We start from the raw sequence: 22,339 nt of genomic DNA, 5'->3' as shown, positions 1-22,339 counted from the left end.
TCGCGTTTAGTGCGGGGTCGGCGACTCAGAACACCATCGGGCGGTCGTAGTCATCGTCAAACGTGCCGCCCAACAGGTCGACATCAATGTCACAGACCACCGGTACGTGGTCGCTCGGAGCATCGCCCTTGCGTTCCTCGCGTTCGATGGATGCGCCGGTGACTGCGTCTGCGAACGCGGGCGATCCCATGATGAAGTCGATGCGCATACCCTGATCCTTCGGGAACTTGCCCGCCTGGTAGTCCCAGAACGTGTAGCCCTCTGGCACGATCGGGCGCACCACGTCGGTGACGAGGGGTTCGAAGGACGCGAGCATCGATCGCTCCTCCGGCGAGACATGCGTCGAATAGCCCACGCGGAACGACGGGTCGGCCATATCGGAGTCGAACGGAGCGATATTCCAATCACCCATCAGCGCGAGTGGCAGCTGGGGATCCTCATCGAGCCAGGAACGAGTGTCTTCTCGCAGCGCTTCGAGCCACGCGAGTTTGTAGGCGAAGTGAGGATCATCGAGTGAACGCCCGTTGGGTACGTACAGACTCCAAAGTCTGAGGTCGCCGACCGTGACGCCGAGCGCACGAGCCTCAAGTGGGAGATCGTTCGGGCCGACGCCCTGCACGCCCTCCTGGCCCTTGACGGGCTTACCGAAGCCGGGCATGCCCGCGAATTCCCGCGCGACGTCAGTCATCTCGTGGCGGCTCGCAATTGCGACGCCGTTCCACTGGTTGAGGCCGTGAATTTCGACCGTGTACCCGGCCTGTTCGAACGCCGCGAGCGGAAACTGATCGGGCCGGCATTTGATCTCTTGCATCGCAAGCACGTCGATGTCTTCGCGCACGAGCCAATCGACCACGCGGGCAAATCGAGTGCGGATCGAGTTGACGTTCCAGGTGGCGATGCGCATGAGATTCAGCCTACCGGTGGCCTGCCAACTGCACCCTTTGCGTCGTTTCCAAGGCCATACCCAGTGCCACACGGTACATTGAGACGTTATTGTCGGGTGCGATCAACCTCGCCCGCACGACCCTGGGAAGCTGAATGACACAGAAACCTGCTGCAACGCTCGAACGCCAGTCGTTCGTGCGACATGGCAAGCTCCGTCGTTCGAGTGCATGGGGCAACGCGCTTCGGGTGCTATTGACGGCCGCAATCGTAGTTGTAATGAGCGGTGTCGCCACCGTCGCCTACGCGGTGTGGGGGCTCGTGCAAGACATTGACACCGTCGAACTCGGAAACGAGGCGGGTGGTGTCGGGGTCGGTGACGAAACGATTGACGGCGCGCTCACGATCCTGCTCGTCGGATCAGACTCCCGCGCGGGTCAAGAAATTGACGACGGCGAAGAGGGCGAACTCAACGACGTCACGATGATGCTGCACGTTTCGGCCGATCACAAGAACGCGACCGTCGTCAGTTTTCCGCGCGACCTGATGCTCCCGATCCCGAGCTGCCCGGGTCCCGAGGGTGAACCCGATTACTACCCGGCCATGAGTGAGCAGCAGCTGAACTCAACGCTCGCAAACGGCGGACTGCCCTGCGTAGCGGCAACGATTTCACAGCTCACCGGCATGGAGGTTCCGAATGCCGCGCTGATCACCTTCGACGGCGTGATCGGGGTCTCGAATGCAATCGGCGGCGTCGATGTCTGCCTCGCGCAGCCCATCGTCGATGAGTACACCGACCTCAATCTTCCGGCGGGCGAGAACACACTCGTCGGGCTTGAGGCGCTGCAGTTCTTGCGCACCCGGCACGGCGTCGGCAACGGCGGCGACACGAGCCGCATCAGTAATCAGCAGGTCTTCATGACCGCGCTGGTGCAAAAGATGAAGAGTGCTGACACGCTCTCTGACCCGATGAAGGTCTACGGCCTCGCGAAGGCCGCGGTCGAGAACATGACGATGTCAAAGAATATGGCGAGCGTCGATTTCATGCAGCAGGTCGCAAACACGGTCAAGGACATTGACCTCGAGAACATCAACTTCGTGCAGTATCCGGCCTCTGATCACCCGTACCAGACCGGCCGCTTGACCCCTGACTACGCGAGCGGGGATGCGCTGTTCGAGGTCATTAAGAGTGGTCAACCATTCACGGTGCAGGGTGTCGGTGAGGGCGTTGCAGTTGAGGGGTCTGACCCCGCGACGCCTGAGCCGGGCACAGAAACACCGGCGCCCGAGGTTGACCCGACCACCGGTGAGCCGATCACCGACCCTGCCACGGATCCCGCGACAGACCCGAATGCTCCGGCGGCCGACCCGAACGCACCGGCGCCTGACGGCTCCGGTGAGACGGTGCTGCCAGACAACGTGACCGGTCTTCAGGCGGACAAATCTGTCTGCACACTCGGCCGAACGGTGTTGTAGGCGCGAATCTTCGCGGTATTTCGCGGCGATCGATTTCCATCCCGCCTGGTTCTCCAGGTAGACTGGACGACGTTGTTCGCGTATGGAGACGTGCCAGAGCGGCCGAATGGACTTCACTGCTAATGAAGGGTCGGGGTTAACTCGACCGGGGGTTCAAATCCCCCCGTCTCCGCCAGTCGAGCAACACATGAACCCCCGAACGTCGTCGAGAAATCGATGGAGTTCGGGGGTTTTTTGTGCGTACACTGGCCGTCCACGGAAGTTGAGCAAAGGAGCTGGAGCACATGTCTATGAAGCCTCGGAAGACCCTGGCCGGTGTTGGAGCCGCGATCGCCCTCGTCGCAGGGGGCGTCGTCGCAGTCGCGGCACCCGCGCAAGCGGCGGGCGGCTACACGTACCTGTACCCGACAAACTTCACGACGAAGGCGGCGTGCGACGCGAAACGCGTGACGATGAACTCCTCGTGGACCCGCGCGAGCCAGTGCTTCATCATGACCGACCGCGGCGTCATTGACTGGAAGTTCCAGGTCTCGGTGCGGGGGTACTGACCCGCTGTGCGGTGCCGAGCCCCTTGCTTCTCGCCGAGCCCCTCGCGCTTTGGCGCAATCGGACAAGGGGGTCGGCGCGCAGGAAGGGGCTCGGCGATGCGCTGGCCCGTGCGCCAGCGCACGAGCACGCCCACGTACAATCGGGTAAATGGCACGCATGCGCGAACGCGACCCCGCGGAGGATCCGGCGATCACCGCTGACCGGCTCAAAGAGCGAATTTACGTCACATTCGCAGCGCTCGCGGTCGTACTCACTCTGCGCGGGCACGCAGCCGAGACGGACGCCACCTCGGCCCTCTTGACGGTCGTGATCACGGTCGCGGGCACCCTGCTCGCCGTGTTCGTCGCGGATCTTGTGTCGCACGTGCTCGCCCACGAGACGTTGCCCACGCGCGTTGAGCTCACCGTGATGGCCCGCGTGACGTTCGGTGCCGCCGGCGCGGTCGCCGTGCCGGTCGTCTTCCTGGCGCTCGGCGCGCTCGGTGTTTGGACGCTCTCGACGTCGCTCACGGCGAGCACGGTGGCGCTCATCGTGGCCCTGGTCGTCATTGCGCGGGCCGCAGTGCGCCGACTCAAACTCAGCCGGTTGTGGAAGTGGGTGTTTCTCCTCGCAGAAGCGGCGCTCGGGCTCGCTGTCATCGGGCTCGAACTGCTCGCCCACTCGCTCTAGGCAGCGTCTCGCCCCACCAGCTCCCGCGCCCGCTGCCGCTCGATGACGACCACCGCGATCACGACGCAGACCGCTGAACCGGGCACTGTAGCGACCGGCAGCGTGCTGCAGATGAGCACTCCCGCGGCGGTGGCCAGGTACAGCACCGACTCTCCGATACTCAGGTGTCTGCGCAGCAGGATTGCCCAGACGACCATCATGAACAGCGCCACTGGCACGCCGAGCGACAGCGACGCGACCGACGCATTGAGGTGCTCGGCGGTGTTCGCCAGTAGATCTAGCTCGACCTCGATGCCCGCCGAGATTGCACCGACAGCCGCGAACAGGGCGTAGTGGGCATACCCAAAGGCGAATCCGGTGCGCGCGCTCGTGAGTGAATCGCCGTACTCGTTCGAGAAGTACAGCCACCAGACTCCCGCGGCGAGCACGAGGCCCGCGCCCGCGAGCCCGACGATGCCATCAATTTCTGTGCCCGAGTTCAACGCGTCGATGATCGCGTTTGCCGACGCGAGCAGGCTTTCGCCGAGCAAGATCAGCACGAACAGGCTGTAGCGCTCGGCGACGTGGTGGGGGTGCCAGGGGGTGTTTCGCGCGCGCTCCGCCCATACCGGCACGAGCACTTCGAGCACCATTGACGGCCAGAATGTCCAGAATTGCGCTTCCGGCGGTAACGCGAGTCGCGCCACCCAGATCGCTTGCACCACGCTGATCCCGATTGCGTAGCGAACGGCGACCGCCCGCTGTTCGGGGTCGGAGAGCGCCAGCCGCAGCCACTGGCCGACCATCGCGAGGCGCATGATCACGTAACCCCATGTGATTGTCGCCCAGTCGCCACCAACCATCGCGTCGTGCACGCCGGCGGCCAGCACGAGTACGCCGCCCATTTGCACGATGGTGGTGACACGGTAGAGCCAGTCGTCGGTGTCGAACGCCGAGGCGAACCAGGTGAAGTTCATCCACGCCCACCAGATCGCGAAAAAGATCATGACGTACGAGAGTGTGGATTCGGCACCGTGCCCCTCGACGATGCCGTGGTGCAGGCTCTGTGATGCCTGCGAAACGGCGATCACGAAAACAAGGTCGAAGAACAGTTCGAGCGGGCTCGCGACGCGGTGTCGCTCCTGCGGATCCCGCCCCGACATCCGCACCAGGCCGATGCGATTCCAGTTCACCGAGTCACCGCGGCAATCAGCACGGGATCGGTGCACCCGGCAGCAAATCCGCGCACTCGAGCGCGGATCTCGCGCTGCAGCACGATCGTGCCGATCCGCTCCATGATCGGCGCGAGCCAGTGCGGGCGGCAGGCGAAGTTATAACGCCAGATGACCTGCGTGCCGCCACCCTCGACGGGCCTGAATTGCCACCCGCCTGCGAAACGTTCGAGAAACCACGGCCCGCGCGTCATACGCATCCCCGTGTTCGACGGTCGCTTGAACGAGACGCACTCACTGGTCATCGCGATGCCCCAGCGGTGTCGAGTCCAGGTGCGCACCCCGGCGGCCTGCTCAAGTTTCCCGTCGAGGAGGCGCTCCGCCCGAATGAACGGATCCCAGCGGAGCCGCAGTTCGCCGTGGGTCTGCGAGATCGCAAACGCGATCGCGGGCTCCACGTCGACCGTGGCACGGGCTTCAATCGTCGGCACAGGCGTCTCTTCTCAACGTCATCGGACAGCTAGGGAACTCATGCTACTTTGCGAGTTCCGTGCGCTGAAACGGGTCAAGGTCTGGCGACCCCGTGGTGATGACCCGTACAGTCGGCGTATGACCGATCTGAACGGCGACGGCCGTGCCGAGACGACGAACGAGCGCGCGGATCGCAACTGGAACGAGATCTTGCAAGAGCTGCGCGTCGCGCAGACCGGTACGCAGATCCTCGGCGGGTTCTTGCTCGCGGTTGCATTTCAACCTCGGTTTCGCGAGCTCGATGAGTTTCAGCTCGTGCTGTACCTCGTGCTGGTTGGGCTGGCGGGCATCGCTGCCGTTCTTGGCCTCGCCCCGGTCACACTGCACCGCACCTTCTTTGGTCGGGGACGCAAGCCCGACATTGTGAGGCTGGGCGGCCGCCTACTCGCCGCCGATCTGGTGGTGCTTGCCCTGCTCGCGGCGGGCGTGACCGGGCTGGTCTTCGACTTCGCGATCGGACGTACCGCGGGCGTTATCGCGCTCGTCGCCGGGGGTGCGGTCGTCGTTGGGCTCTGGAGCGTGTTGCCTCGACTGGTGTTTCGCCGCGACGGCACGCCGGATCCGCGCGGCCCGGGCGACGACGCGGCCGGGGTCGTGAGCCCTTAATCGGGAGTGTCGACCGTGATGTGGTCGAGGTCGTCGCGCTCGCCGCCCTCGTCGCGGGCGTTGCCCTCGGCCTCCTGCGTGGTTTCGAAGGCGTCGGCACCCTCGTCGGTGTCGAGTTCAGCGTCGCCGTCGAACTCGGATTCGGGCTGCGATCCGGATCCCGATCCCGCGTCTTCCACGGCGCCGGGGGCGTCTTCGTGCTCTGTTGTCATGATGTGTGACCTCCTGCGAGCGACGCTACGCGGGGTGCAGGGTGAACGCAGCGGGGTTGTCGGGGATGATCTCGGCTGGTAGCGGTCGAGACCGCGATCCGGTCACCCGTGCTGATCTCGCTTCGGGATCAATGGGAGCGCGATCAGCGGCGCGAGCGCCACGAGCCCGAAGACGAGAGGATAGCCGAGCAGCGAGATCGCAGCGCCGAGTCCCGGCCCGACCGCGGAGGCGGCAATGAACTGGCCGGTGTTCTGCACGCCGAGCGCACGCCCGGCCCAGGCACTGCCCGCGGCCTCCGCGACGGAGGTGTAAGCGAGGCCGTTGTCAGCGACACTCACCACCGTCGCAATGACGAGCACGATGCCGCCGACGACGAGGCCAGCGGGAATGATCTCGTGCGCCGCCCCGACGAGCGCGAGCAGCAGCATGACCGCGACGCCGGCGATCGCCACCCAGCGCAGCACCCGCACCCGCTCTCCGACGCGGTCGCTCACGCCGCCGATCACGATGCGCCCGAGGGCGCCGACGAACTGCGCGATGCCCATCAGTAGGCCGGCCGCCGTCGCGTTCCAGCCGAGTCCCGTGATGAGCCAGAGCATGCCAAAGGTGGCGAGCGCGAACTGAGGGAGGACGAGCAGGATCGAAACAGCGTGGATGCGGGCGAGGAAGCTGTCCGCGCGATAGGGGTTGGTTGTCGTCCTGGCTGTGGTCTTGGTTGTGCTCGTGGGCGCGAGCACCGCGGGCGGCGCGACCGGGCGCGGAGGGTTGCGGATCCCGAAGGCGCACGCGAGGGTGATTGCGGCGAGGATGGCGCCAATCACCACGAATACTCCGTCCGTGTGGATCTCAGCCGCGAGGGGTGGTACCGCCACGGCGGCCGCTGCGACGCCGAGCGGTTGCGACATTTGGCGCACGCCCATGGCGAGTCCGCGGCGATGCCGCGGGAACCAGCCGACGACGACCCGCCCACTCGCAGCGTTGGTGCTGGCAGCCGCGGCGCCGCCGAAGAACAGCGCGATGCCGAGAGGTACGAGATCCGCGGTCGCGGCGGCGGCCCACGCAGCTCCGGCCGCGGCGACAGCGGTGAGCGCGAGCCCGCCCGCAATCACCCAGCGTTCGCCGAAGCGGTCGGCCGCCGCACCCCACAGCACGAGCGTCAGCACCATGCCGAGGGTGGGGGCTGACGCGAGCGTGCCAGCGGCGGCGAGCGGTACTCCCCGGTCGAGATGCAGCATCGGAATCAGATAGATCGGCGCGCTGACGAGCATCGTGCCAGCGGCCTGGGCGAGGAGCCCGAGCGTGAGCACCACCCAAGCGCGCGACGGCACGGGTTCGCGATGCGGCGATTGCGTCATGGGGCTCCTATCTTCGGTACACCAAAATGGTATACCACGGCGGCATGTCATACTTTCCGGATGGAAGGTTCGACCGAGGGTGGGGCGTACGGCACGCTGCGTCGGTCAATCCTTGAGTTTGATGTGATGCCGGGGGAGCGGCTGTCTGAGCGCGGGCTTGAAGAGGCACTCGGTGCCTCGCGCACTCCGATTCGGGCGGCACTCATGCGGCTCGAAACCGAGGGGCTCACCGGGCGCGAGGGGCGTGGATGGCGCGTGGCGCCGATCGACCTGACCGAGGTGCGAGCCGTCATGGAGTATCGCGAGATCGTTGAGATCGGGGTGGTGCAGCGCGTGGTCGAGCGCGCGGCAGAAGCTGACATCCGCGCACTCGCGGCCGCCGTCGAGGCGCGGTCCGAGCACGATGATCAGCCGACGGGCCTCCGCCAGGGCAGCGACTTTCACCTGTCGCTCGCGGCGCTCAGCGGCAACTCGTTTCTGCGCGACGCCGTCGCTGATACGCTTACTCGGCTGGCTCGACCTCGCTGGCTGGTGGTGCGCACTGCTGAATCGCGCGCTCGGGTGCGCGACGACCATCGGGAACTGATCGCCGCGCTGCTCGTGCGCGACGCAGACCGGGCGAGCGCACTCGTCGCAGCGCATACGCGGGCGACGCGGGAGCAACTCGTGGGCTTCCTGGTTGAGGAGCGAGCGAGGCTGCGCGGCCGCGGTTTCGCGATCGTGGAGAGTTAGGGAGCGAGCTCGCTACTGCTGCGCGTCCTCGAACCGTCGGATTGCATCTTCCGGGTTCGTGAGCAGTTCACGATCTTGCGGCCGCTCGAGATAGAACTGCATGAGAGCGGCTACGACGTTGGGGTCAGAGCCAAGTTCAGCTGCCTCGACGTAGTAGACGCGACCGTGGTCGGTTTCGATCCGCACGGAGGGCACTAGCTCGGTTTTCTTCCGTCCTGCGGGTTTGGCCACCGCTTCAGCTGTCACGCGGACGACCTCAGACCACGGCAGATAAACGTCTTCGTGCTTGTGCATTATTCCGATTCGCTCGGGGGCGAGTCGGATCCCGGGATTGGCTCGTAGGTAGCGGGCTACCTGGCGCCATGCGTACGCGCTGAAGGCGAGAAAGAAGGCGCCCATCATCCAAGCGAGGCGTGGAGCTGCACCCAAAGGGCCTCCGCCGTTTTGCAGGAGACCCTCAATTACAATCCAAGCGCTGTAGACACCGAACGCGGTAGTAACCAAAGTCATCCCGATTGAATTGAACGGACGGAGAAATGGTGGATGCGATACCCAAGTGACACCTCGATCCACTCGATATCTGATCAGTTTTTCCTTCGGATCGAAGGCGAGGCTGACGCAGTAGCCGACCAGACCCCAGAACCAAAAGAGCAAATTGATACTCAAGATTCCAGTCATGTATGGCGGTGTTGAGTCGAGAATCAACCCAAGCGCCGTCGCCATGAGGATGACGACAGAACCACCGATTCCGATCACGCGGCTTCTCAGCGGGAAAGCTGACGCGGCAACCTGGTTTTCAACTAGTCCTCGCGATTGAGGAGTCAGACGAACCCGAAAAACGCGAGTTGAAGCGCTCATTGACTCTGAGCATCACTAAAGCGACGAATCGCTTTCTCGGGGTCAGCGAGCAGCTCGCGATCCTGCGGCCGTTCGAGATAAAACTGCATGAGTGCCGCCACTACGTTCGGATCAGAGCCAAGTTGAACAATATCGACGTAGAAGACGCGGCCATCGTCTGCGTCTATTTGCACACAGGACACCAGTCGCCTCCTGTTTTCGGTGCCTCTGTTGACGGTCTGAGTAGTGACCTTCGTAATGCGATTCCACTCCAAGAACAGATCTCTGTGCTCCAAGTTCAGTCCCACCCGGTCAGGTGCTAGCTGAACTCCAGCATTCGAGCGGCATGCGCGAAGCGCGTCTCGCCAGATGAAGAAGCTAGCTCCGAAGAAAACGGAACCGAGCAACCAGCTTGACCAGGGAGCGGCGCCCCAAATGACGCCTCCATTCTTTAATGTGGCTACGCTCACGAAACCCACACTGTAGGCCCCGATCAACGTGGAGATTATGGCGATCCCCAGTGTCATTAGTGGGTTGAGATACGGCGTTTGAGAGATCCAGGTGACCACCGACGACGCGCGATACCGCACGGTGCCACTCGTCGAATCAAAAAATACTCCAAATCCCAGTGAGACAAGCCCCAGCACCCAGAACGTAATGCTTATGCAGAAGAACCCAAAGAGGTACGGCGAAGGCGACAAATGAGCGAGCGCCATGCAAGTGAGGAAAATCAATGCGATCGCTCCTCCGCCCCCGAGGAGTCGACGGGAGAAGGTGAATACAGAGGGTTGGACCTCTTCTCCCATGCGAGCCAAGGTTTGCTGACTCAAATCCACATTGGCTACTCGAGTGAGCGGTGCACTCATTGACGCGGCTTTTCAGCCTGCGAGCAAACGCCTATGTGCGGAATGGTCCATCTAGGACACTCTTGACTATGAGATCTGCGCGTCGCTGAAATGGCGGATCGCCTCTTCCAGGTTCGTGAGCAGTTCACGATCTTGGGGTCGCCCGAGATAAAACCGCACGAGCGCGGCCACGGCGTTTGGGTCAGAGCCGAGCTCAAATGCCTCGACGTAGTAGACGCGACCTTGGTCGGTTTCGATCCGCACGGAGGGTACTAGCTCGGTTTTCTTTCGTCCTGCGGGTTTGGCCACCGCTTCAGCTGTCACGCGGACGACCTCAGACCATGGCAGATAAACGTCTTCGTGCTTGTGCATTATTCCGATTCGCTCGGGGGCGAGTCGGATCCCGGGATTGGCTCGGACATAGCGGGCTACTTGGCGCCATGCGTACACGCTCGACCCTAGAAAGAACAGGCTCATCAGCCATGCCAATCGTGGAGCTGATCCCCACGGATTTCCATCGTTTTGAACTAGACCGGTAGTCACAAACCACGCGCTGTAGGCGCCGAACGAAGTGAATATGAGCGAGAACCCAATCAAGATGAGTGGGTGAACAAGCGGTTCTTGCGAAACCCAAGTACACGCAGATTTCGTGCGGACTCTGATCTGGTCCTCTTTAGTGTCGAACGAGAGGCTGACGCAGAAGGCGGTCATCACCCACAGCGACAGAAAAAAACCAAACCACATGTACCCGGTCATATACGGGGGCAGCGAGTCGAATGTGAGTGCAGCGGCCATGGCAAGGATGAGGAGCGCTGATCCGCCTCCCCCGATGAGACGACGTCTCGTCGAAAAAGACGTGGCTGCAATTCGGTCGCCGCCCGGACTGTTCTGTTGCGGGCTGGGAAGTACGCGAAAAATGCGAGTTGGAGTGCTCATTGACTCTGCGCGTCACTAAAGCGACGAATCGCTTTCTCGGGGTCAGCGAGCAGCTCACGATCTTGGGGTCGCTCGAGGTAGAACTGCATGAGTGCGGCTACGACGTTGGGGTCAGAGCCAAGTTCAGCTGCCTCGACGTGTATGACTTGGCCATTGCGTGTCTCGATGCGCACGCACGGTACGACGCGCTTCGAACGCTCCGTGCCCGTATTCACGACCTCCACCGCTACGCGTTTAAGCTGCTCCCAGTACACAAATTCATCGGTGTATATGCGGCAAACCCCTACGCGATCCGGAGTGAGCCGAAGGCCGAAATTCGCCCTGGTCGTTCGGTACAGTACTCGCCAGGCATAGAAACTCATGCCGCCAAAAGCCGCTCCGAGTATCCATGCCGAGCGGGGCGCCGCGCCCCAGACATTGCCGTCGTTCTCGAGGACGCCAGCAATCGCGATGCACAGGCTGTATGCCCCAATCGACGTAACGATAAGCGCAAGACCCATTGTTGCCGACACGCTCAACAATGGGTTCTGGGATATCCACGTGACGCCAGGATCCAATCGATACCTGACTTCATGTCCCTTGGCCCCTAATGCAGTGCCGCATGCCAAGGTAGCCAGTCCCCACAAGCAAAAAATGACAGTGGAACTCAGAAAACCGAAAATGTAAGACGGAAGAGGGAGAATGACCATCCCTGTGATCGCAAGCAGCATAAACCCAAAAACCCCGCCACCCACAGCGAGCATTCTGGTAGCCGTTAAGGCGGTCGGGCGAACTCTTTCCCCCACACGCTGTTGCGTTTGCGCGCTGAGATTGACTGCGACCACTCGAGTGAGTACCCGCGTCATCGAATTGTGCCGTATATCTCGGGGAAGTTGCGTCGGTGGGGATCCAGTTTTGCCGAGATCTGATATTTTCCCAACAACCCCTCGTCTATTGCCTGTCGTGAGCGCAGTGATACCCAACTCTCCCAACCTGTCTGGCTACCTTCGGCGCCCCAATACCCTCCAATAGCGCCCAATCCAACGCCCACAACGGCACCACCAATAGCTCCTGCAACGGTTCCCGCCCCAGGAACAAGGAACGTGCCGACGGCTGCTCCTGCGCTGGCACCCAACTTGCCGCCCGCCCACGCTCCCGCCGCACCACCCGCCGCCCCGCCTACGGCGCCCGCTGCCACCTTGGAGGGTGATTCTCCGCTGTAGATGTCGTACGCGCCAGCGGCGATTCCGCCGAGCAGGCCGGCAGTTTTGCCGCCCGTAACGAGGAAATCTTTGACACCGAGTTTCTTGATCTCTGCGTCGATGCTATCTCGCGCCGCTCTGTGCGCGTGCTCGTCGTACTTTTCTCCGCGCGCAATGCGGGCGGGGACCCTTGAGCGTCCATCCTTCTGGTGCTCTTGCCAGCGTGCTTCGTGTTTCTGCTGCTGATCGAGAAACTCAGACAGCCCCTCGCTGATTCGCTTATCCGATTCGGCGGCGAGGGCGTCATAGCTCGCGAGCCCCGCATCGCGGAGGTTCTTGATCAGGTCGTCTACTGCGTCGAGTTCTGAGACCCGCCCGAGAAGGGGACCGAAGTACTCGTTGATCCAGCTCTCCAGGTCCGCGCGCCACATCGCCACGAGGTCTCGGATCTCCTGGAAGAGTTTGACCTGATGTTCATGCTTCGACTTCGCGTCTGCAGCTTTGGCGTCGGTGTCGCCGGCCTCGCTCGCTGGGGCTGTCGGGGGCTGAATGTACCGGGCGTCCGTAACGGTCAGGTTTGCTGCTGTTGCCGTATCCGCGTAGCCAGAAAGCAGATTGCGGCCCCGCTCGAGCAGGCCGCCGTAGGCATCGACGATGGAAGAGGCGTCTTTGGCGAAGCTCGCGACGATACTGATCGCATCTGCGTGCTGGCTCGCGGCGTACGTGAACGAATCGAAGGATGCTCCTTTCCAGAAGAACGTCATGTTCTCGGGAGTCACTCGTATCCGATTCGCCACATCATCGAGCCTGTCGTGAACGGTCGAAATGCTGCGCGAAAGGTCGTAAAGCGCCGAAACGTCTCCTACGATCTTGAGGTCGATGGGTCCGCTCGTCGCAAACGCGGCGGGGTCGATCGGCTCAGTCATCGGGCAACACGTCCTTCAAATCGTCGAACACGTCAGCGGCGTCATCATCGCCCGCGAGCAGATCGTTCGCAACTTCGAGCACGAGATCGCTGAGCCCCTCCTCGGCGAATACAACGCGATCGGCCTTGGACTTGAGCGCCGCCACGATCGTCGCGAGTTCACCGGATGCAGAGCCAGCGTCCGCCGCTGTCGGAAATCCGCTCAACGCTCCACCTAAGTCGCCAACAACGTACGAGAACGTATTGAGCTGCTCCGTGATGCCGGGCAGATCGATTTCGATGTGGCCGCCGCTCACGCGATCCGCCCTCCAGCGCGCAACGCCCGTGGCACCTCGGGATCAAAGGCCACGATGTCGAACGGCTGGGTCTGTTGGATCACGTCGAGCGCTGTGGTCTCGATGAGTTTCCACGGTTGATCTCTGCCGCACGCCTCGAGCAGCCGATCGAGCGCGGTAAACACGAAGATCGCGCGTCTGCGGTCGGTGGTCTCGTGCACCTCCGCGGCGAGGCCGCCGTCTGGCAGCTCGCGCACTGGGAGATACAGCACCGGCGGCACGACGGCTTCGACTTCGTCTCCGACGACAGCGCGACGAGACTCGTGAAAAGAGTCGAACAAACCGCGCGAGGGTGGGGGAGCAGGCATTATTGGGGTTTCTAACTAGAGTGACTGTGAAGTCACGTTAGCAGGAGTTGCCTTGCCTATTTCAGTGCATTGCTATTTTTACACACAGATTCTGCTATATCTCCATGCGGGCGAAGCTCGGCCAAAAACTCCGAAACCTACATCGAGAGCGGGTCCAACACCGACGTCGCCGGGCCGATCCGCTTGTGCGTGTGCTCAATGGCCTCCTCGACGACGCTGCGCAAGCTCCGCCGCGTGCGCAGCGACCGACGCTGTCGCTCGGCGCCCGTACCGTGCGCGAAGACTTCGTCGATCATTCGGGAGACCCGGTTGAGGTCGCCCGAAGCGGCGAGCGCCGGGCCGATGTGCGCGCGCAGCGCATCAATGGCGACCTGCGGATCGCTGGGCCGCCCGAGGATCGGGTTGAGCAATGGCCCGGCGACACCGTGCCGGCTCGCCGACCACATGGCGAGGCGGAGCACCGAGGTCGGCAACGAATCGGGCGAGAAGCCCGCGCGCCACTCGAGCGCTGCGGTGGTGACGAGTGCGCGGATGATGCCCGCGAGCGCGATCGAGTGCGACGCCTCAAGCGGAACGTCTGCGACGCGAATCTCGACCGTCGGAAACCTCTCGCTGAGCCGCGCGTCGAAGTAGATCATGCCGCTGTCGACGAGCACGCCGGTAGCGAGCAGGGAGTCAACGGTGAGCTGGTAGTTCTCGGGCGTGCCAAAGGGATCGTAGGGCCCGGCCGTCGGCCACCTGCTCCACACCTGGTAGCGCTGGCTCGCGTAGCCGCTGTCTTCGCCGTTCCACATCGGGGAGTTGGTGCTGAGCGCGAGCACGAGCGGAAGCCACGGGCGAATGCGATCGAGCACGCCAATTCCCTCGGCTGCGTCGGCGACACTCACGTGCACGTGCAGACCGCACGTCAGTTGCTCGCGCATCAGCCCCTGGAACCGCTGCTCCATCTCGGAGTAGCGGCTCGAAACGGTGACCTGCGCAGGCCCAGCCGTCGCACTCGTGCCCATCGCGACGGCGCGCAGCCCCAGCTGCTGCGCGGCAGCATCGGCGAGCGCGCGCCCGGCAATCACGCTGCGAGCGAGGTCATCGAGTGTGGCGTGCGGGGTCGAGATAACTTCAATCTGCTCCCGCTTCGCCTCACGCTCAAGGTGGGTGAGGCATTCCGCGCCCGGCACAAGCGCCGCGACATCATCTGAAACCGCCGCAGCGAGTACCAATTCGATCGCGGGTGCCGGCCTGCCCGTGCGCGGGTCCACGATCAGCAGTTCTTCTTCGATGCCGACGGTGCGGAGAGTTTCGCCCGTGGGCGTGACGCGTGATGAATCAGCGGGCGGAATATCTGACGGAGTGTGCATGCCAAGTACTTTCTGGTACGCAGCAGCAGGCACGCCTTTCGGCGCGTCTTCCGCATCGTGACCGACTGCGGAAACGTGAGCGTTCGCCTCACTGGCGCTCGCTGTCTTCGTTCCCCCGGGACGCTCCCATTGGGAAGGTCCGCTTCATCAGAGTACGGGCGCTCAACCCGCCTCAACACACCCTTGACGAAGTCGTGCTGGCGCCCTATAGCGTCGTGCGCAACCACCACGCGATGACGATAAACGTGACCACGGTCCCAGCCGCGTAGTTCAGCCAGATGAAGCGCCGCCAGGCGCGGTTCGTGCGCCCCGAATCTGCATCGGAGACGCGGGCATAGGGCGCGCAGTTCGCAATGTACGGTACCGCGACGATCGCGGCGAGTGGTCCTGGAAACGTCGTGAACAGCATGAGCACGCCGGCAACCGTCCACAGCGCGAGGGCGAGGCGCACGGTCGAAGCGGCACCGAGCACGGTCGCGATGGATCCAATACTTGCCTCGCGATCCGGAATCACATCTTGCACCGCACCAAACGCGTGCGCCGCCATTCCCCAGCAGAAGAACGCAATCAGGATCAGCCATAGCTCGGGGGTGAACTGCGCGCCTGCCGCCGTGAGGCCGACGATCGCTGGGCTGACGAAGTGGGTGCTCGACGTGGCAGAGTCAAGGAACGGCCGCTCCTTGAACCGGAGCACGGGCGCCGAGTACGCGACGACCGCGGCCGTACTGATGCCGATCGCGAGCCACGAGCCGGGGCCGCCCGCGATCGCCAAAACGACAAGAAACGGCACGTTCGTGAGCACCGCAAGCCACAGCATCGGTCGGTGGTACCGCGGCGTGAGCAGCGCGCCTTCAATGCCGCCCTTGCGCGGATTGTTGATGTCGGAGGCGTAGTCAAAGACATCGTTGATGCCGTACATCGCGAGGTTGTAGGGAATCAGGTAGTAGAACGTGCCGACGATCAGCAGCCAATCGACCTCGCGCGTCGTCAGCAGCATCGCAGCGGCGAACGGGTAGGCCGTGTTGATCCAGCTCACGGGCCGCGACGCGACGAACGCCTGCCGCAGCAGTTGGGCGTTCCAGCCGGAGCGCTCACGCGTGTGCATCGGGGCGATCCTTTCTGAAGGTGAGGCGAGTCCAGAGCGCCGGTGCGAGAAGCGCGACGGCAATCGGGTAACTGAAGTCTTCCACGGGCACGAGGCCCACCGTCGGGCCGAGGGTGTGGCCATGGCCGTAGGTGAACAGGTCGGCGGCGATCATGAGCGAGTCGAACACGGTGGTCAGGATCGCGAGCGCGATGACCGCCACACCGGTGCCGGCCCACTGGCGCCGCGCGACCCGCCGATTACGCCACGGGGTGAGTGCGAGCGCCGCAATCAGCGCGAACCCGAGAAACGGGAGGCTGATGAGGAGGTAGGTCACTGGTCCGGCCCCTCGACGTGAGAGGAGCGGCTCGATCGCCATTCGACCAGGCGCACGGCGCCAGTGAAGATCACCATGGTGCACAGCACCAGGAACGCCAGAAAAACCGGCTCCTCGACGGGCAGTTCGTGCGCGATCAACACGCCGGTCATGCCGTCGCTTGCCCCCATGCGAAACACGCCGCTGACGATGCCGACGAGATCCCACGCGAGCAGAAAGGCCACGCCGGTGACCATCACTATCGCTGCCGCCCGCCAGTCCCGCCAGAAAAAGAGGTGGAAGCGAGCGTCGATGAGCAGCATGCAGGCGCTCGCGACGAGCAGGCTCGAGAGGTAGATCGCGCCCATGTCAGCGCTGTTCCGGGGCAGGCAGGGGTCCCGCGGAGTGATCCCCGCGAATGTGCTTGAGCACGAGTTCCGCGCTGATGAGACACATCGGAATGCCGACGCCAGGTGCCGTTGTTGCCCCCGCATAGAAGAGATTGTCGACCCTCTTCGAGCGATTTTGCGCTCGAAACATCGCGCTCTGTCGCAGTACGTGCGCTGGCCCCAGCATGCCGCCGCTCCACGAGTGGTAGTCGGCCTCGAAGTCGCGGGGGCCAATGGTCTCGCGCACCACGATGCGCTCCCGCAGGTCTGGAATGTTCGCCCATGCGCTGATCTGATCGATCGCAGCGTCAGCCGTGCGCTCGACTGCCTCGTCGCCCGAGCCCTCGGATCCGCCCCTTCCGATCGTGGGGTCGGCGGGCACTGGTACGAGTACGAAGAGGTTTTCGTGACCGGCCGGAGCCACCCCGGGGTCCGTGTCGCTCGGCTTGCACACGTAGAGCGACGCCGGGTCCGGGATGCGTCGCGGCTCGTCAAAGATGTCGCCGAAATTGCGATCCCAATCGCGCGTGAAGAACAGCGTGTGGTGGGGCAGCTCCGGCAGTTCGCCGCGCACCCCGAGCAGTACAAGTACGGCACCGGGGCCGCTGATCTGCTTCGACCACCAGTGTTCGGGGTAGCTGTGGGCCGCCTCCGGCAGCAACTGCGTCTCGGTGTGGTGCAGATCGGCGGTCGACACGACGACGTCAGCGGGAATGCGGCGCTCGCCGCCGTCTGTGCCGTGTGAATCGCGCCACCGAACAGCGCGCGCGGCGGGCTTGCCACCGGGCTCCGCGGCCCCGATCTCGATCTCCGTAACGTCGGCGCCGAGCACGATCTCGACACCGGCCTCCCGAGCGAGCGCCGCGAGACGCTCGACCAGATGGAAGAATCCGCCCATCGGGTAGCGCACACCCTCGTCAAGGTCGAGCGCGCTCATCAGGTGATACATCGCGGGGGCGTCTTTCGGATTCGTGCCGAGAAACACTGCCGGGTACCCGAGCACCTGCCGCAGCACGGGATGCGCGAAGCGCGCCGCCACGAACGACCGCAGCGAGGTGCCGAGTAGGCGGGCGAGCCGCGGCAGCGATCCGAGCACGGGGCCAGCGCCGAGCGAGCGCCACCGTGTGAAGGGGTTGTACAGAAAATAGCGCTCGGCCATAGCCGTCGTTTCTGTCGCCGAATCTAGGTAGGCGTCGAACGCCGACCCGCTGCCGGGTTCCAGACGCTCAAACGTCGCGCGCGCGGCCTCTCGACCCACGGGAATGGTGACCGGTTCCGGGAGATCCCGATCCTCCGCTTTCCCGTCGGCACCCGGCTCGCTGTACACGCGGTAGCCAGGGTCGAGCAGTCGCAGGTCGAGTTGCTCCCGCGTCGAGGTGCCGAGCATCTCGAAGAAATGATCGAACACGTCGGGCATCAGGTACCACGACGGCCCGGTGTCGAAGCGGAAGCCGTCGCGCGTGAGCGTGCCAGCCCGGCCGCCAACGCGGTCGCCGCGCTCAATCAGGGTGACCGAGTGGCCCTCGCGCGCCAGTAGCGCCGCAGTTGCGAGACCGGCGATGCCGCCGCCGATCACCACGGTGCGGGGCGCATTCCCGGTCATCGGGTCTCCACCGCGGTGCGGGCGATGGATCGCGCAATGATCTGCGATTTCTGCCAGTCAGGCACGCGCACTCGGCGGGCGTAGAGCTCGTCGATCGATGTGCGGGCGATGCGGTTGCTCAGGCACGCGAAGAGATTCAACGCGCACCGCACGGCAGCGCGAGCGTCTTTCGGCAGCAGCGGCAGCACAGCGCGGGCGTCGGCGAGTTCGGCCTCGATACGCCGCACCCACTCAACGCGATCGGCGTCGGTGAGCCGGTCGCGCGTGCCGAGGTAATTGCGGCCGAGGCGGTCCGTATCGTCGGCGAGATCACGCAAGAAGTTGATGTTCTGGAAGGCAGCCCCCAGGCTGCGAGCGCCTCGCTCGAGTCGGTGTCGTTCGAGCGCATCGAGTGACCGGTCGCGCGTGAACACGTGCAGGCACATCAGCCCGATGACCTCTGCGGATCCGTACACATACGCGCCGTGCTGCTCGGCGGTGAATCCGCGCACGGCGGGTGCGCCGTCGTCAGTTGCCGGCAAATCCGCCCGCATCGATGCAAAGAACGGCGTGATGAGCGCTGCAGCGATGCCCGCAGCGCGTGCGGTCTGCGCGAAGGCGTGCACGATGAGATCGCTCGAGTATCCCGAGCCGACGGCTCGCATCACCTCGGCTTCGAGCCGATCGAGGGCATCGGCCTGTTCCCCTCGGCTGAGACCGGCACCGTCGGTCACGCCGTCGACGAGCTCATCGGCCACGCGCACGAGCGCATAGATGTTGCGCACGTGGCCGCGATGCCGGGCGCCGAGCAAGCGGGTGGCCGCACCGAACGACGTCGAATAGCTGCGAATCACAACGGCCGATGCGCGCATCGCCGACCGGGAGTAGCGGTCGAGCGGCGAACGGGCCCTCACGAGCGACGCCCGTCGAGTCGAGCGGCGAGCGACACCAGCGTCTGCCGCGCGGCATCGGGAAGCTCCGACGCCGGGTCGGCGAGCGTCTCGTGCAGCGCGCGCATCTGGTCGTCGATGAGGCCGTGCACGAACGACTCCGCTCCGCATTCGCGGAGTAGCCGCTGCACGCGCTCGCCCTCGGTGACCGTCAGTTCGCAGTCGCCGAACGCCGGCTCAATCTCGGGCCAGGCGCTGGTCATACGTGCGGCAGCAATCACCGCCGTTTCTTTGCCCTCGCGCAGATCAGAGAAGGCGTCCTTGCCGTGTTCGGCCGGGTCGCCGAAGGTTGAGAGTAGGTCGTCCTGCAGTTGGAAGGCGAGACCGAGGTGTGCCCCGGCCGCGGCCAGCGCCGCGTCGGCCGCGGCGGAGTCGGCCCCCGCGAGAATGGCGGCTGCGCGCAGCGGTAACTCGAATGTGTACGTCGCCGTCTTGAGGCGGCACATCTCGAGGACCGTTGCCGTGTCGGCGACGACGGTGCCGTCTTCGAGACCGATATCGAGCTGTTCGCCGACGACCGATTCGGTGATGGCGTGCGCGAGCAGATCGAGCAGTGCCGTGCGAGCTGCTGGCTCCACGTCGACCCGCGCGAAGATCTGGTGCACCTCGGCGAGGAGCAGATCACCCATCAGAATGCCGCAGCTGCGCGCCCAGTGCAGGCGCTGCGCCGCGGTCGTTTCGGTGTCGCCGGGGTGGGTGGCGAGCAATCCGATCAGGTTTGGGCTGCCGCGCCGGGTCAGGTCTCCGTCGAAGACGTCGTCGTGCAGCAGGAATGACGCGTGCAGCAGCTCAATGGCGGCTGCGATGTCGACGACCGCGGCCGGCACGGGGCCCTGTTCAGCAACCGCGCGAGTATCCGCGCGAGCATCGGGGCGGAGCGCACCGAACATGTCGAGCATCAGGCGCGGTCGGATGCCCTTGCCGCCAGAGATGCGCTCGCCGCACAGCTTCCAGAGCTGCCCGAACACGGGGTGATACGCCTCGGCCGAACGCACCCGTGCGGTAAATACGGCATCAATCGTTGACGCCACGGCGGTCGACCCACTCGGCACGTCGAGGGCGGGACCCACGGCCCGATCCTCCCGCTGAATTTCCAAGCGTCCCCCACTCGTGTAGAAATCTTGATTACTTGCCTAGCAAGTGATCTACTTCAGGATAATATTTCAGCGTGACGAAAAACAAGCGGGTCGAGCCGACGCACGTGTCGGAGCGCCCGGTCGCGACAACTGCGATGTTTCGCGTCGATCACTCGGACCCGAGTTCGGAGCTCGTCGACCGGTCTGGTCTCGAGCCAGAAGATGTCCAGCAGATCGCCCGGCTGATGGAGGCGCTGCGATCGCTTCGGGAGGCCGAGGATCGCCTGTCGGCGGCGTCACGTAAATACATGCGACTCGGCAGCATCGATATGCGCGCCCTGCATTTTCTGATTGTCGCTGGCAATACGGAGGTGCTTCCAACCCCCGGTGCGATCGCTTCTCACCTCGGTATCTCGAGCGCGTCGACGACAAAGCTGCTGGATCGGCTCGAGCGCGGCGGCCACATTTCGCGCGAGCGACACCCCGAGGATCGTCGCGCACTCGTGATTCGAATCACCCCTGAAACGCATGAGGTGGCGAAGCGAACGGTCGGTCAGCAGCAGGCGAACCGATTCAATGCGGCGGCCCGACTGACGCCGTCCGAGCGCGCGGTTGTCGAGCGTTTTCTGCGCGATATGACCACCGAGATCGATGTCAGCGGGATCGCGTGGGCTGAGGCGGCGGAGCAGACGGCGCGGGCGTCGTCGGGCGCTTCTGGCGCGTCGGGCGCAGCGGGTGTATCAACGGCCGCCGATCCTGGCGATCACGCGCCGAGGGGCGCCGCATCGGAGTGATGCGACGCCCCTCGGCGTGCTGGTCTGGATGACGGGTAGGGGTCAGTGCTCACCGAGCGCGAGCGCGAACTCGACCGGTGCCTCGTCGAGTTCGACGGTTGCGGTCACCTTTCCGGTGCGCAAGTCAACCGCGTGCACGGCCTTCGCCGCGGGTTCGGTGACGTACGCGGTATCACCGTCGCCGACGATCGCGGGGTGGGCGTCCTGCCACTCGGTCGGGCCCTCCCAGGGGTCGATGACGGGGAACTCGTTCACGAGTTTGCCGGTTTCCGGGTCGAGCACATGGATCGAGCCATCGGTTGACAGGATGTAGGCGAGGTCGTCCGGGCCGCGTGTGACGTCACGGAACGTGAAGCGCACCGTGTCGGGCAGATCAATCACCTGCACCTTCTCGGCCGCGGTGTCGATGAGCGTCACCGCGTTGAGCAGGTACCCCTCGGCATCGGGATCGGTCTTGTAGTCGCCGACCGCGATCGGGCTGGTCTCAGAGACGAAGGCGCTGCCCATCCGGCCGAACTTGTCAGGCGCTTCGAGCTTCATAAACTCCCCGCCCTTAAAGATGAGCGTGCCATTTTCGCATCCGAACACCACGACCTCGTCCGCTGCCGTGCCCTCCCCGTGGATGCCGGGGCACTCGTCACTCGACGTGAGTTCGTGCCAGTGGTCGCCATGCGGCTCGAGTGCGACAGCGCCGCTGCGGGTGTTTTCGTCACCGACAGTGGTCAGCAGCGTGCCGTCCGCGAGTTGGATCGAGACTCCGTGATGCGCGTTCTCGCCCGTGTAGGTAACCGCCTCAGGGAGCTTGCCGTCAGCGTGCGCGAGGTCGTGCGCGTCAAAGATCGTCGTCTCGGCCGCGCCGTCGTCGAAGAGCACGGTCTTGCCGTCGTGGCGCACGACGTGCCCCGCCGCGGACGCGGATACGACGAGATCGGTGAGTGCCGGCTCCTCGGTGTCGAGCAGCTGGAAGCCCTTCGACGTCGATACGAACACGTGTCGCCCGTCGCCCGCCGCGTTGACGCGGGTGAACGCTTCGCTCTCGAACTCGTCAACGACTTTGAGGGTGTCAGCGTCGACGACGGCGACTCCGCCGGCATATGAAATGGCCGCGCGCTTCGCGCCAGCGGTCTCCGCGGACGTCTCGTCTGCCGCGGCGGAGGTGCCGCCCGCGTCGCCCGTGGAGCAGCCCGCCGCGAGCAGCGCGATCCCGAGTAGCGCGACCGGGGCGCCGTATCGGAGGTGTCGTCGGGTCATGGTGATGTCCT

At 64.3% G+C, this 22,339-nt stretch carries 26 protein-coding genes and 1 tRNA gene; 7 read left to right on the top strand and 20 right to left on the bottom strand.

Annotated elements, in window-relative coordinates:
• Positions 1-25 precede the first annotated feature (25 nt).
• Positions 26-904, bottom strand: a complete 879-nt coding sequence (locus ACFWHR_RS14975) for an exodeoxyribonuclease III (RefSeq protein ID WP_382449111.1) — start codon at positions 902-904, stop codon at positions 26-28.
• Between the two features lie 134 nt (positions 905-1,038).
• Between ACFWHR_RS14975 and ACFWHR_RS14970 the strand changes: the two genes are divergently transcribed.
• The 4 genes from ACFWHR_RS14970 (at position 1,039) to ACFWHR_RS14955 (ending at position 3,576) form a co-directional block, all read left to right on the top strand.
• A complete protein-coding gene (locus ACFWHR_RS14970; RefSeq protein WP_382449110.1) occupies positions 1,039-2,358 on the top strand; it encodes an LCP family protein in 1,320 nt (439 codons plus the stop codon).
• Between the two features lie 84 nt (positions 2,359-2,442).
• Positions 2,443-2,533 (top strand) — tRNA-Ser (locus ACFWHR_RS14965).
• Positions 2,534-2,642: 109 nt separating this feature from the next.
• The gene (locus ACFWHR_RS14960) at positions 2,643-2,906 is read left to right on the top strand and encodes a hypothetical protein (RefSeq protein ID WP_382449109.1); all 264 of its coding nucleotides are present in this window, start codon (positions 2,643-2,645) and stop codon (positions 2,904-2,906) included.
• Between the two features lie 148 nt (positions 2,907-3,054).
• On the top strand, positions 3,055-3,576 hold the full coding sequence (locus tag ACFWHR_RS14955; RefSeq protein ID WP_382449108.1) for a hypothetical protein: 522 nt from the start codon (positions 3,055-3,057) through the stop codon (positions 3,574-3,576).
• Here the strand turns inward: ACFWHR_RS14955 and ACFWHR_RS14950 are convergent.
• Both ACFWHR_RS14950 and ACFWHR_RS14945 read right to left on the bottom strand, forming a co-directional pair.
• Positions 3,573-4,748 carry a low temperature requirement protein A gene (locus ACFWHR_RS14950; RefSeq protein WP_382449107.1) on the bottom strand — a complete coding sequence of 392 codons (1,176 nt, stop codon included), beginning with the start codon at positions 4,746-4,748 and terminating at the stop codon, positions 3,573-3,575. The genes ACFWHR_RS14955 and ACFWHR_RS14950 overlap by 4 nt on opposite strands.
• Complete coding sequence (locus ACFWHR_RS14945; RefSeq protein WP_382449106.1) at positions 4,745-5,218, bottom strand: SRPBCC family protein; 474 nt, start codon at positions 5,216-5,218, stop codon at positions 4,745-4,747. The genes ACFWHR_RS14950 and ACFWHR_RS14945 overlap by 4 nt, the downstream gene beginning before the upstream one ends.
• Positions 5,219-5,336: 118 nt before the next feature.
• Here ACFWHR_RS14945 and ACFWHR_RS14940 point away from each other — a divergent pair, with 118 nt between their 5' ends.
• The gene (locus tag ACFWHR_RS14940) at positions 5,337-5,864 is read left to right on the top strand and encodes a DUF6328 family protein (protein ID WP_382449105.1); all 528 of its coding nucleotides are present in this window, start codon (positions 5,337-5,339) and stop codon (positions 5,862-5,864) included.
• Here the strand turns inward: ACFWHR_RS14940 and ACFWHR_RS14935 are convergent.
• Together ACFWHR_RS14935 and ACFWHR_RS14930 are read right to left on the bottom strand one after the other, a co-directional pair.
• A complete protein-coding gene (locus ACFWHR_RS14935; RefSeq protein ID WP_382449104.1) occupies positions 5,861-6,076 on the bottom strand; it encodes a hypothetical protein in 216 nt (71 codons plus the stop codon). The two genes, ACFWHR_RS14940 and ACFWHR_RS14935, sit on opposite strands and share 4 nt — an antisense overlap.
• A 102-nt stretch (positions 6,077-6,178) precedes the next feature.
• The gene (locus tag ACFWHR_RS14930) at positions 6,179-7,432 is read right to left on the bottom strand and encodes an MFS transporter (RefSeq protein WP_382449103.1); all 1,254 of its coding nucleotides are present in this window, start codon (positions 7,430-7,432) and stop codon (positions 6,179-6,181) included.
• A 60-nt stretch (positions 7,433-7,492) separates the two neighbouring features.
• Here ACFWHR_RS14930 and ACFWHR_RS14925 point away from each other — a divergent pair, with 60 nt between their 5' ends.
• Complete coding sequence (locus ACFWHR_RS14925) at positions 7,493-8,164, top strand: GntR family transcriptional regulator (protein ID WP_382449102.1); 672 nt, start codon at positions 7,493-7,495, stop codon at positions 8,162-8,164.
• A gap of 12 nt (positions 8,165-8,176) precedes the next feature.
• On the opposite strand, the gene ACFWHR_RS14920 is transcribed toward ACFWHR_RS14925, so the two are convergent.
• From ACFWHR_RS14920 to ACFWHR_RS14855, 14 genes are all read right to left on the bottom strand, one after another.
• Positions 8,177-8,920, bottom strand: a complete 744-nt coding sequence (locus ACFWHR_RS14920) for a hypothetical protein (protein ID WP_382449101.1) — start codon at positions 8,918-8,920, stop codon at positions 8,177-8,179.
• Between the two features lie 98 nt (positions 8,921-9,018).
• Positions 9,019-9,867 (bottom strand): hypothetical protein, encoded by an 849-nt coding sequence (locus ACFWHR_RS14915; protein ID WP_382449100.1) that lies wholly within the window; start codon positions 9,865-9,867, stop codon positions 9,019-9,021.
• A gap of 66 nt (positions 9,868-9,933) precedes the next feature.
• Entirely contained in the window at positions 9,934-10,641 is a 708-nt protein-coding gene (locus ACFWHR_RS14910) for a hypothetical protein (RefSeq protein ID WP_382449099.1), read from the bottom strand.
• Between the two features lie 137 nt (positions 10,642-10,778).
• A complete protein-coding gene (locus ACFWHR_RS14905) occupies positions 10,779-11,300 on the bottom strand; it encodes a hypothetical protein (protein ID WP_382449098.1) in 522 nt (173 codons plus the stop codon).
• A 323-nt stretch (positions 11,301-11,623) separates the two neighbouring features.
• Complete coding sequence (locus ACFWHR_RS14900; protein WP_382449097.1) at positions 11,624-12,889, bottom strand: hypothetical protein; 1,266 nt, start codon at positions 12,887-12,889, stop codon at positions 11,624-11,626.
• On the bottom strand, positions 12,882-13,184 hold the full coding sequence (locus ACFWHR_RS14895) for a hypothetical protein (RefSeq protein ID WP_382449096.1): 303 nt from the start codon (positions 13,182-13,184) through the stop codon (positions 12,882-12,884). The genes ACFWHR_RS14900 and ACFWHR_RS14895 overlap by 8 nt, the downstream gene beginning before the upstream one ends.
• Positions 13,181-13,504 carry an SAV_915 family protein gene (locus ACFWHR_RS14890; protein WP_382449095.1) on the bottom strand — a complete coding sequence of 108 codons (324 nt, stop codon included), beginning with the start codon at positions 13,502-13,504 and terminating at the stop codon, positions 13,181-13,183. Before ACFWHR_RS14890 ends, ACFWHR_RS14895 begins: the two co-directional genes overlap by 4 nt.
• A gap of 164 nt (positions 13,505-13,668) precedes the next feature.
• Entirely contained in the window at positions 13,669-14,886 is a 1,218-nt protein-coding gene (locus tag ACFWHR_RS14885) for a glutamate--cysteine ligase (protein ID WP_382449094.1), read from the bottom strand.
• A 205-nt stretch (positions 14,887-15,091) separates the two neighbouring features.
• Positions 15,092-15,991 (bottom strand): prenyltransferase, encoded by a 900-nt coding sequence (locus ACFWHR_RS14880; RefSeq protein ID WP_382449093.1) that lies wholly within the window; start codon positions 15,989-15,991, stop codon positions 15,092-15,094.
• Complete coding sequence (locus ACFWHR_RS14875; RefSeq protein WP_382449092.1) at positions 15,978-16,307, bottom strand: lycopene cyclase domain-containing protein; 330 nt, start codon at positions 16,305-16,307, stop codon at positions 15,978-15,980. Before ACFWHR_RS14875 ends, ACFWHR_RS14880 begins: the two co-directional genes overlap by 14 nt.
• Positions 16,304-16,654, bottom strand: a complete 351-nt coding sequence (locus tag ACFWHR_RS14870; protein ID WP_382449091.1) for a lycopene cyclase domain-containing protein — start codon at positions 16,652-16,654, stop codon at positions 16,304-16,306. Before ACFWHR_RS14870 ends, ACFWHR_RS14875 begins: the two co-directional genes overlap by 4 nt.
• Before the next feature lies 1 nt (position 16,655).
• Complete coding sequence (gene crtI / locus ACFWHR_RS14865; RefSeq protein WP_382449090.1) at positions 16,656-18,278, bottom strand: phytoene desaturase family protein; 1,623 nt, start codon at positions 18,276-18,278, stop codon at positions 16,656-16,658.
• Positions 18,275-19,129 (bottom strand): phytoene/squalene synthase family protein, encoded by an 855-nt coding sequence (locus ACFWHR_RS14860; RefSeq protein WP_382449192.1) that lies wholly within the window; start codon positions 19,127-19,129, stop codon positions 18,275-18,277. Before ACFWHR_RS14860 ends, crtI begins: the two co-directional genes overlap by 4 nt.
• 38 nt (positions 19,130-19,167) lie before the next feature.
• On the bottom strand, positions 19,168-20,277 hold the full coding sequence (locus ACFWHR_RS14855; RefSeq protein ID WP_382449089.1) for a polyprenyl synthetase family protein: 1,110 nt from the start codon (positions 20,275-20,277) through the stop codon (positions 19,168-19,170).
• A gap of 98 nt (positions 20,278-20,375) precedes the next feature.
• Here ACFWHR_RS14855 and ACFWHR_RS14850 point away from each other — a divergent pair, with 98 nt between their 5' ends.
• Complete coding sequence (locus ACFWHR_RS14850; protein WP_382449088.1) at positions 20,376-21,077, top strand: MarR family winged helix-turn-helix transcriptional regulator; 702 nt, start codon at positions 20,376-20,378, stop codon at positions 21,075-21,077.
• A gap of 42 nt (positions 21,078-21,119) precedes the next feature.
• On the opposite strand, the gene aztD is transcribed toward ACFWHR_RS14850, so the two are convergent.
• Positions 21,120-22,328, bottom strand: coding sequence for a zinc metallochaperone AztD (gene aztD, locus ACFWHR_RS14845; RefSeq protein WP_382449087.1), 1,209 nt, complete (start codon positions 22,326-22,328; stop codon positions 21,120-21,122).
• Positions 22,329-22,339: the final 11 nt, after the last annotated feature.

It is taken from the genome of Leucobacter sp. NPDC058333 (genome assembly GCF_042726155.1).
GTDB lineage: Bacteria > Actinomycetota > Actinomycetes > Actinomycetales > Microbacteriaceae > Leucobacter.
The sequence above is the reverse complement of the archived record's forward strand: the minus strand, read 5'-3'. Positions and strand labels throughout refer to the sequence as shown.

What these genes read in the sequence shown, in the direction of transcription:
- ACFWHR_RS14940 (WP_382449105.1), top strand. Translation starts at nt 5,337, where the DNA reads ATGACCGATCTGAACGGCGACGGCCGTGCCGAGACGACGAACGAGCGC.
- ACFWHR_RS14970 (WP_382449110.1), top strand. Translation starts at nt 1,039, where the DNA reads ATGACACAGAAACCTGCTGCAACGCTCGAACGCCAGTCGTTCGTGCGA.
- crtI (WP_382449090.1), bottom strand. Translation starts at nt 18,278, where the DNA reads ATGACCGGGAATGCGCCCCGCACCGTGGTGATCGGCGGCGGCATCGCC.
- ACFWHR_RS14930 (WP_382449103.1), bottom strand. Translation starts at nt 7,432, where the DNA reads ATGACGCAATCGCCGCATCGCGAACCCGTGCCGTCGCGCGCTTGGGTG.
- ACFWHR_RS14870 (WP_382449091.1), bottom strand. Translation starts at nt 16,654, where the DNA reads ATGGGCGCGATCTACCTCTCGAGCCTGCTCGTCGCGAGCGCCTGCATG.
- ACFWHR_RS14860 (WP_382449192.1), bottom strand. Translation starts at nt 19,129, where the DNA reads ATGCGCGCATCGGCCGTTGTGATTCGCAGCTATTCGACGTCGTTCGGT.
- ACFWHR_RS14900 (WP_382449097.1), bottom strand. Translation starts at nt 12,889, where the DNA reads ATGACTGAGCCGATCGACCCCGCCGCGTTTGCGACGAGCGGACCCATC.
- ACFWHR_RS14935 (WP_382449104.1), bottom strand. Translation starts at nt 6,076, where the DNA reads ATGACAACAGAGCACGAAGACGCCCCCGGCGCCGTGGAAGACGCGGGA.
- ACFWHR_RS14955 (WP_382449108.1), top strand. Translation starts at nt 3,055, where the DNA reads ATGGCACGCATGCGCGAACGCGACCCCGCGGAGGATCCGGCGATCACC.
- ACFWHR_RS14885 (WP_382449094.1), bottom strand. Translation starts at nt 14,886, where the DNA reads ATGCACACTCCGTCAGATATTCCGCCCGCTGATTCATCACGCGTCACG.
- ACFWHR_RS14910 (WP_382449099.1), bottom strand. Translation starts at nt 10,641, where the DNA reads ATGGCCGCTGCACTCACATTCGACTCGCTGCCCCCGTATATGACCGGG.
- ACFWHR_RS14925 (WP_382449102.1), top strand. Translation starts at nt 7,493, where the DNA reads ATGGAAGGTTCGACCGAGGGTGGGGCGTACGGCACGCTGCGTCGGTCA.
- aztD (WP_382449087.1), bottom strand. Translation starts at nt 22,328, where the DNA reads ATGACCCGACGACACCTCCGATACGGCGCCCCGGTCGCGCTACTCGGG.
- ACFWHR_RS14975 (WP_382449111.1), bottom strand. Translation starts at nt 904, where the DNA reads ATGCGCATCGCCACCTGGAACGTCAACTCGATCCGCACTCGATTTGCC.
- ACFWHR_RS14960 (WP_382449109.1), top strand. Translation starts at nt 2,643, where the DNA reads ATGTCTATGAAGCCTCGGAAGACCCTGGCCGGTGTTGGAGCCGCGATC.
- ACFWHR_RS14915 (WP_382449100.1), bottom strand. Translation starts at nt 9,867, where the DNA reads ATGAGTGCACCGCTCACTCGAGTAGCCAATGTGGATTTGAGTCAGCAA.
- ACFWHR_RS14880 (WP_382449093.1), bottom strand. Translation starts at nt 15,991, where the DNA reads ATGCACACGCGTGAGCGCTCCGGCTGGAACGCCCAACTGCTGCGGCAG.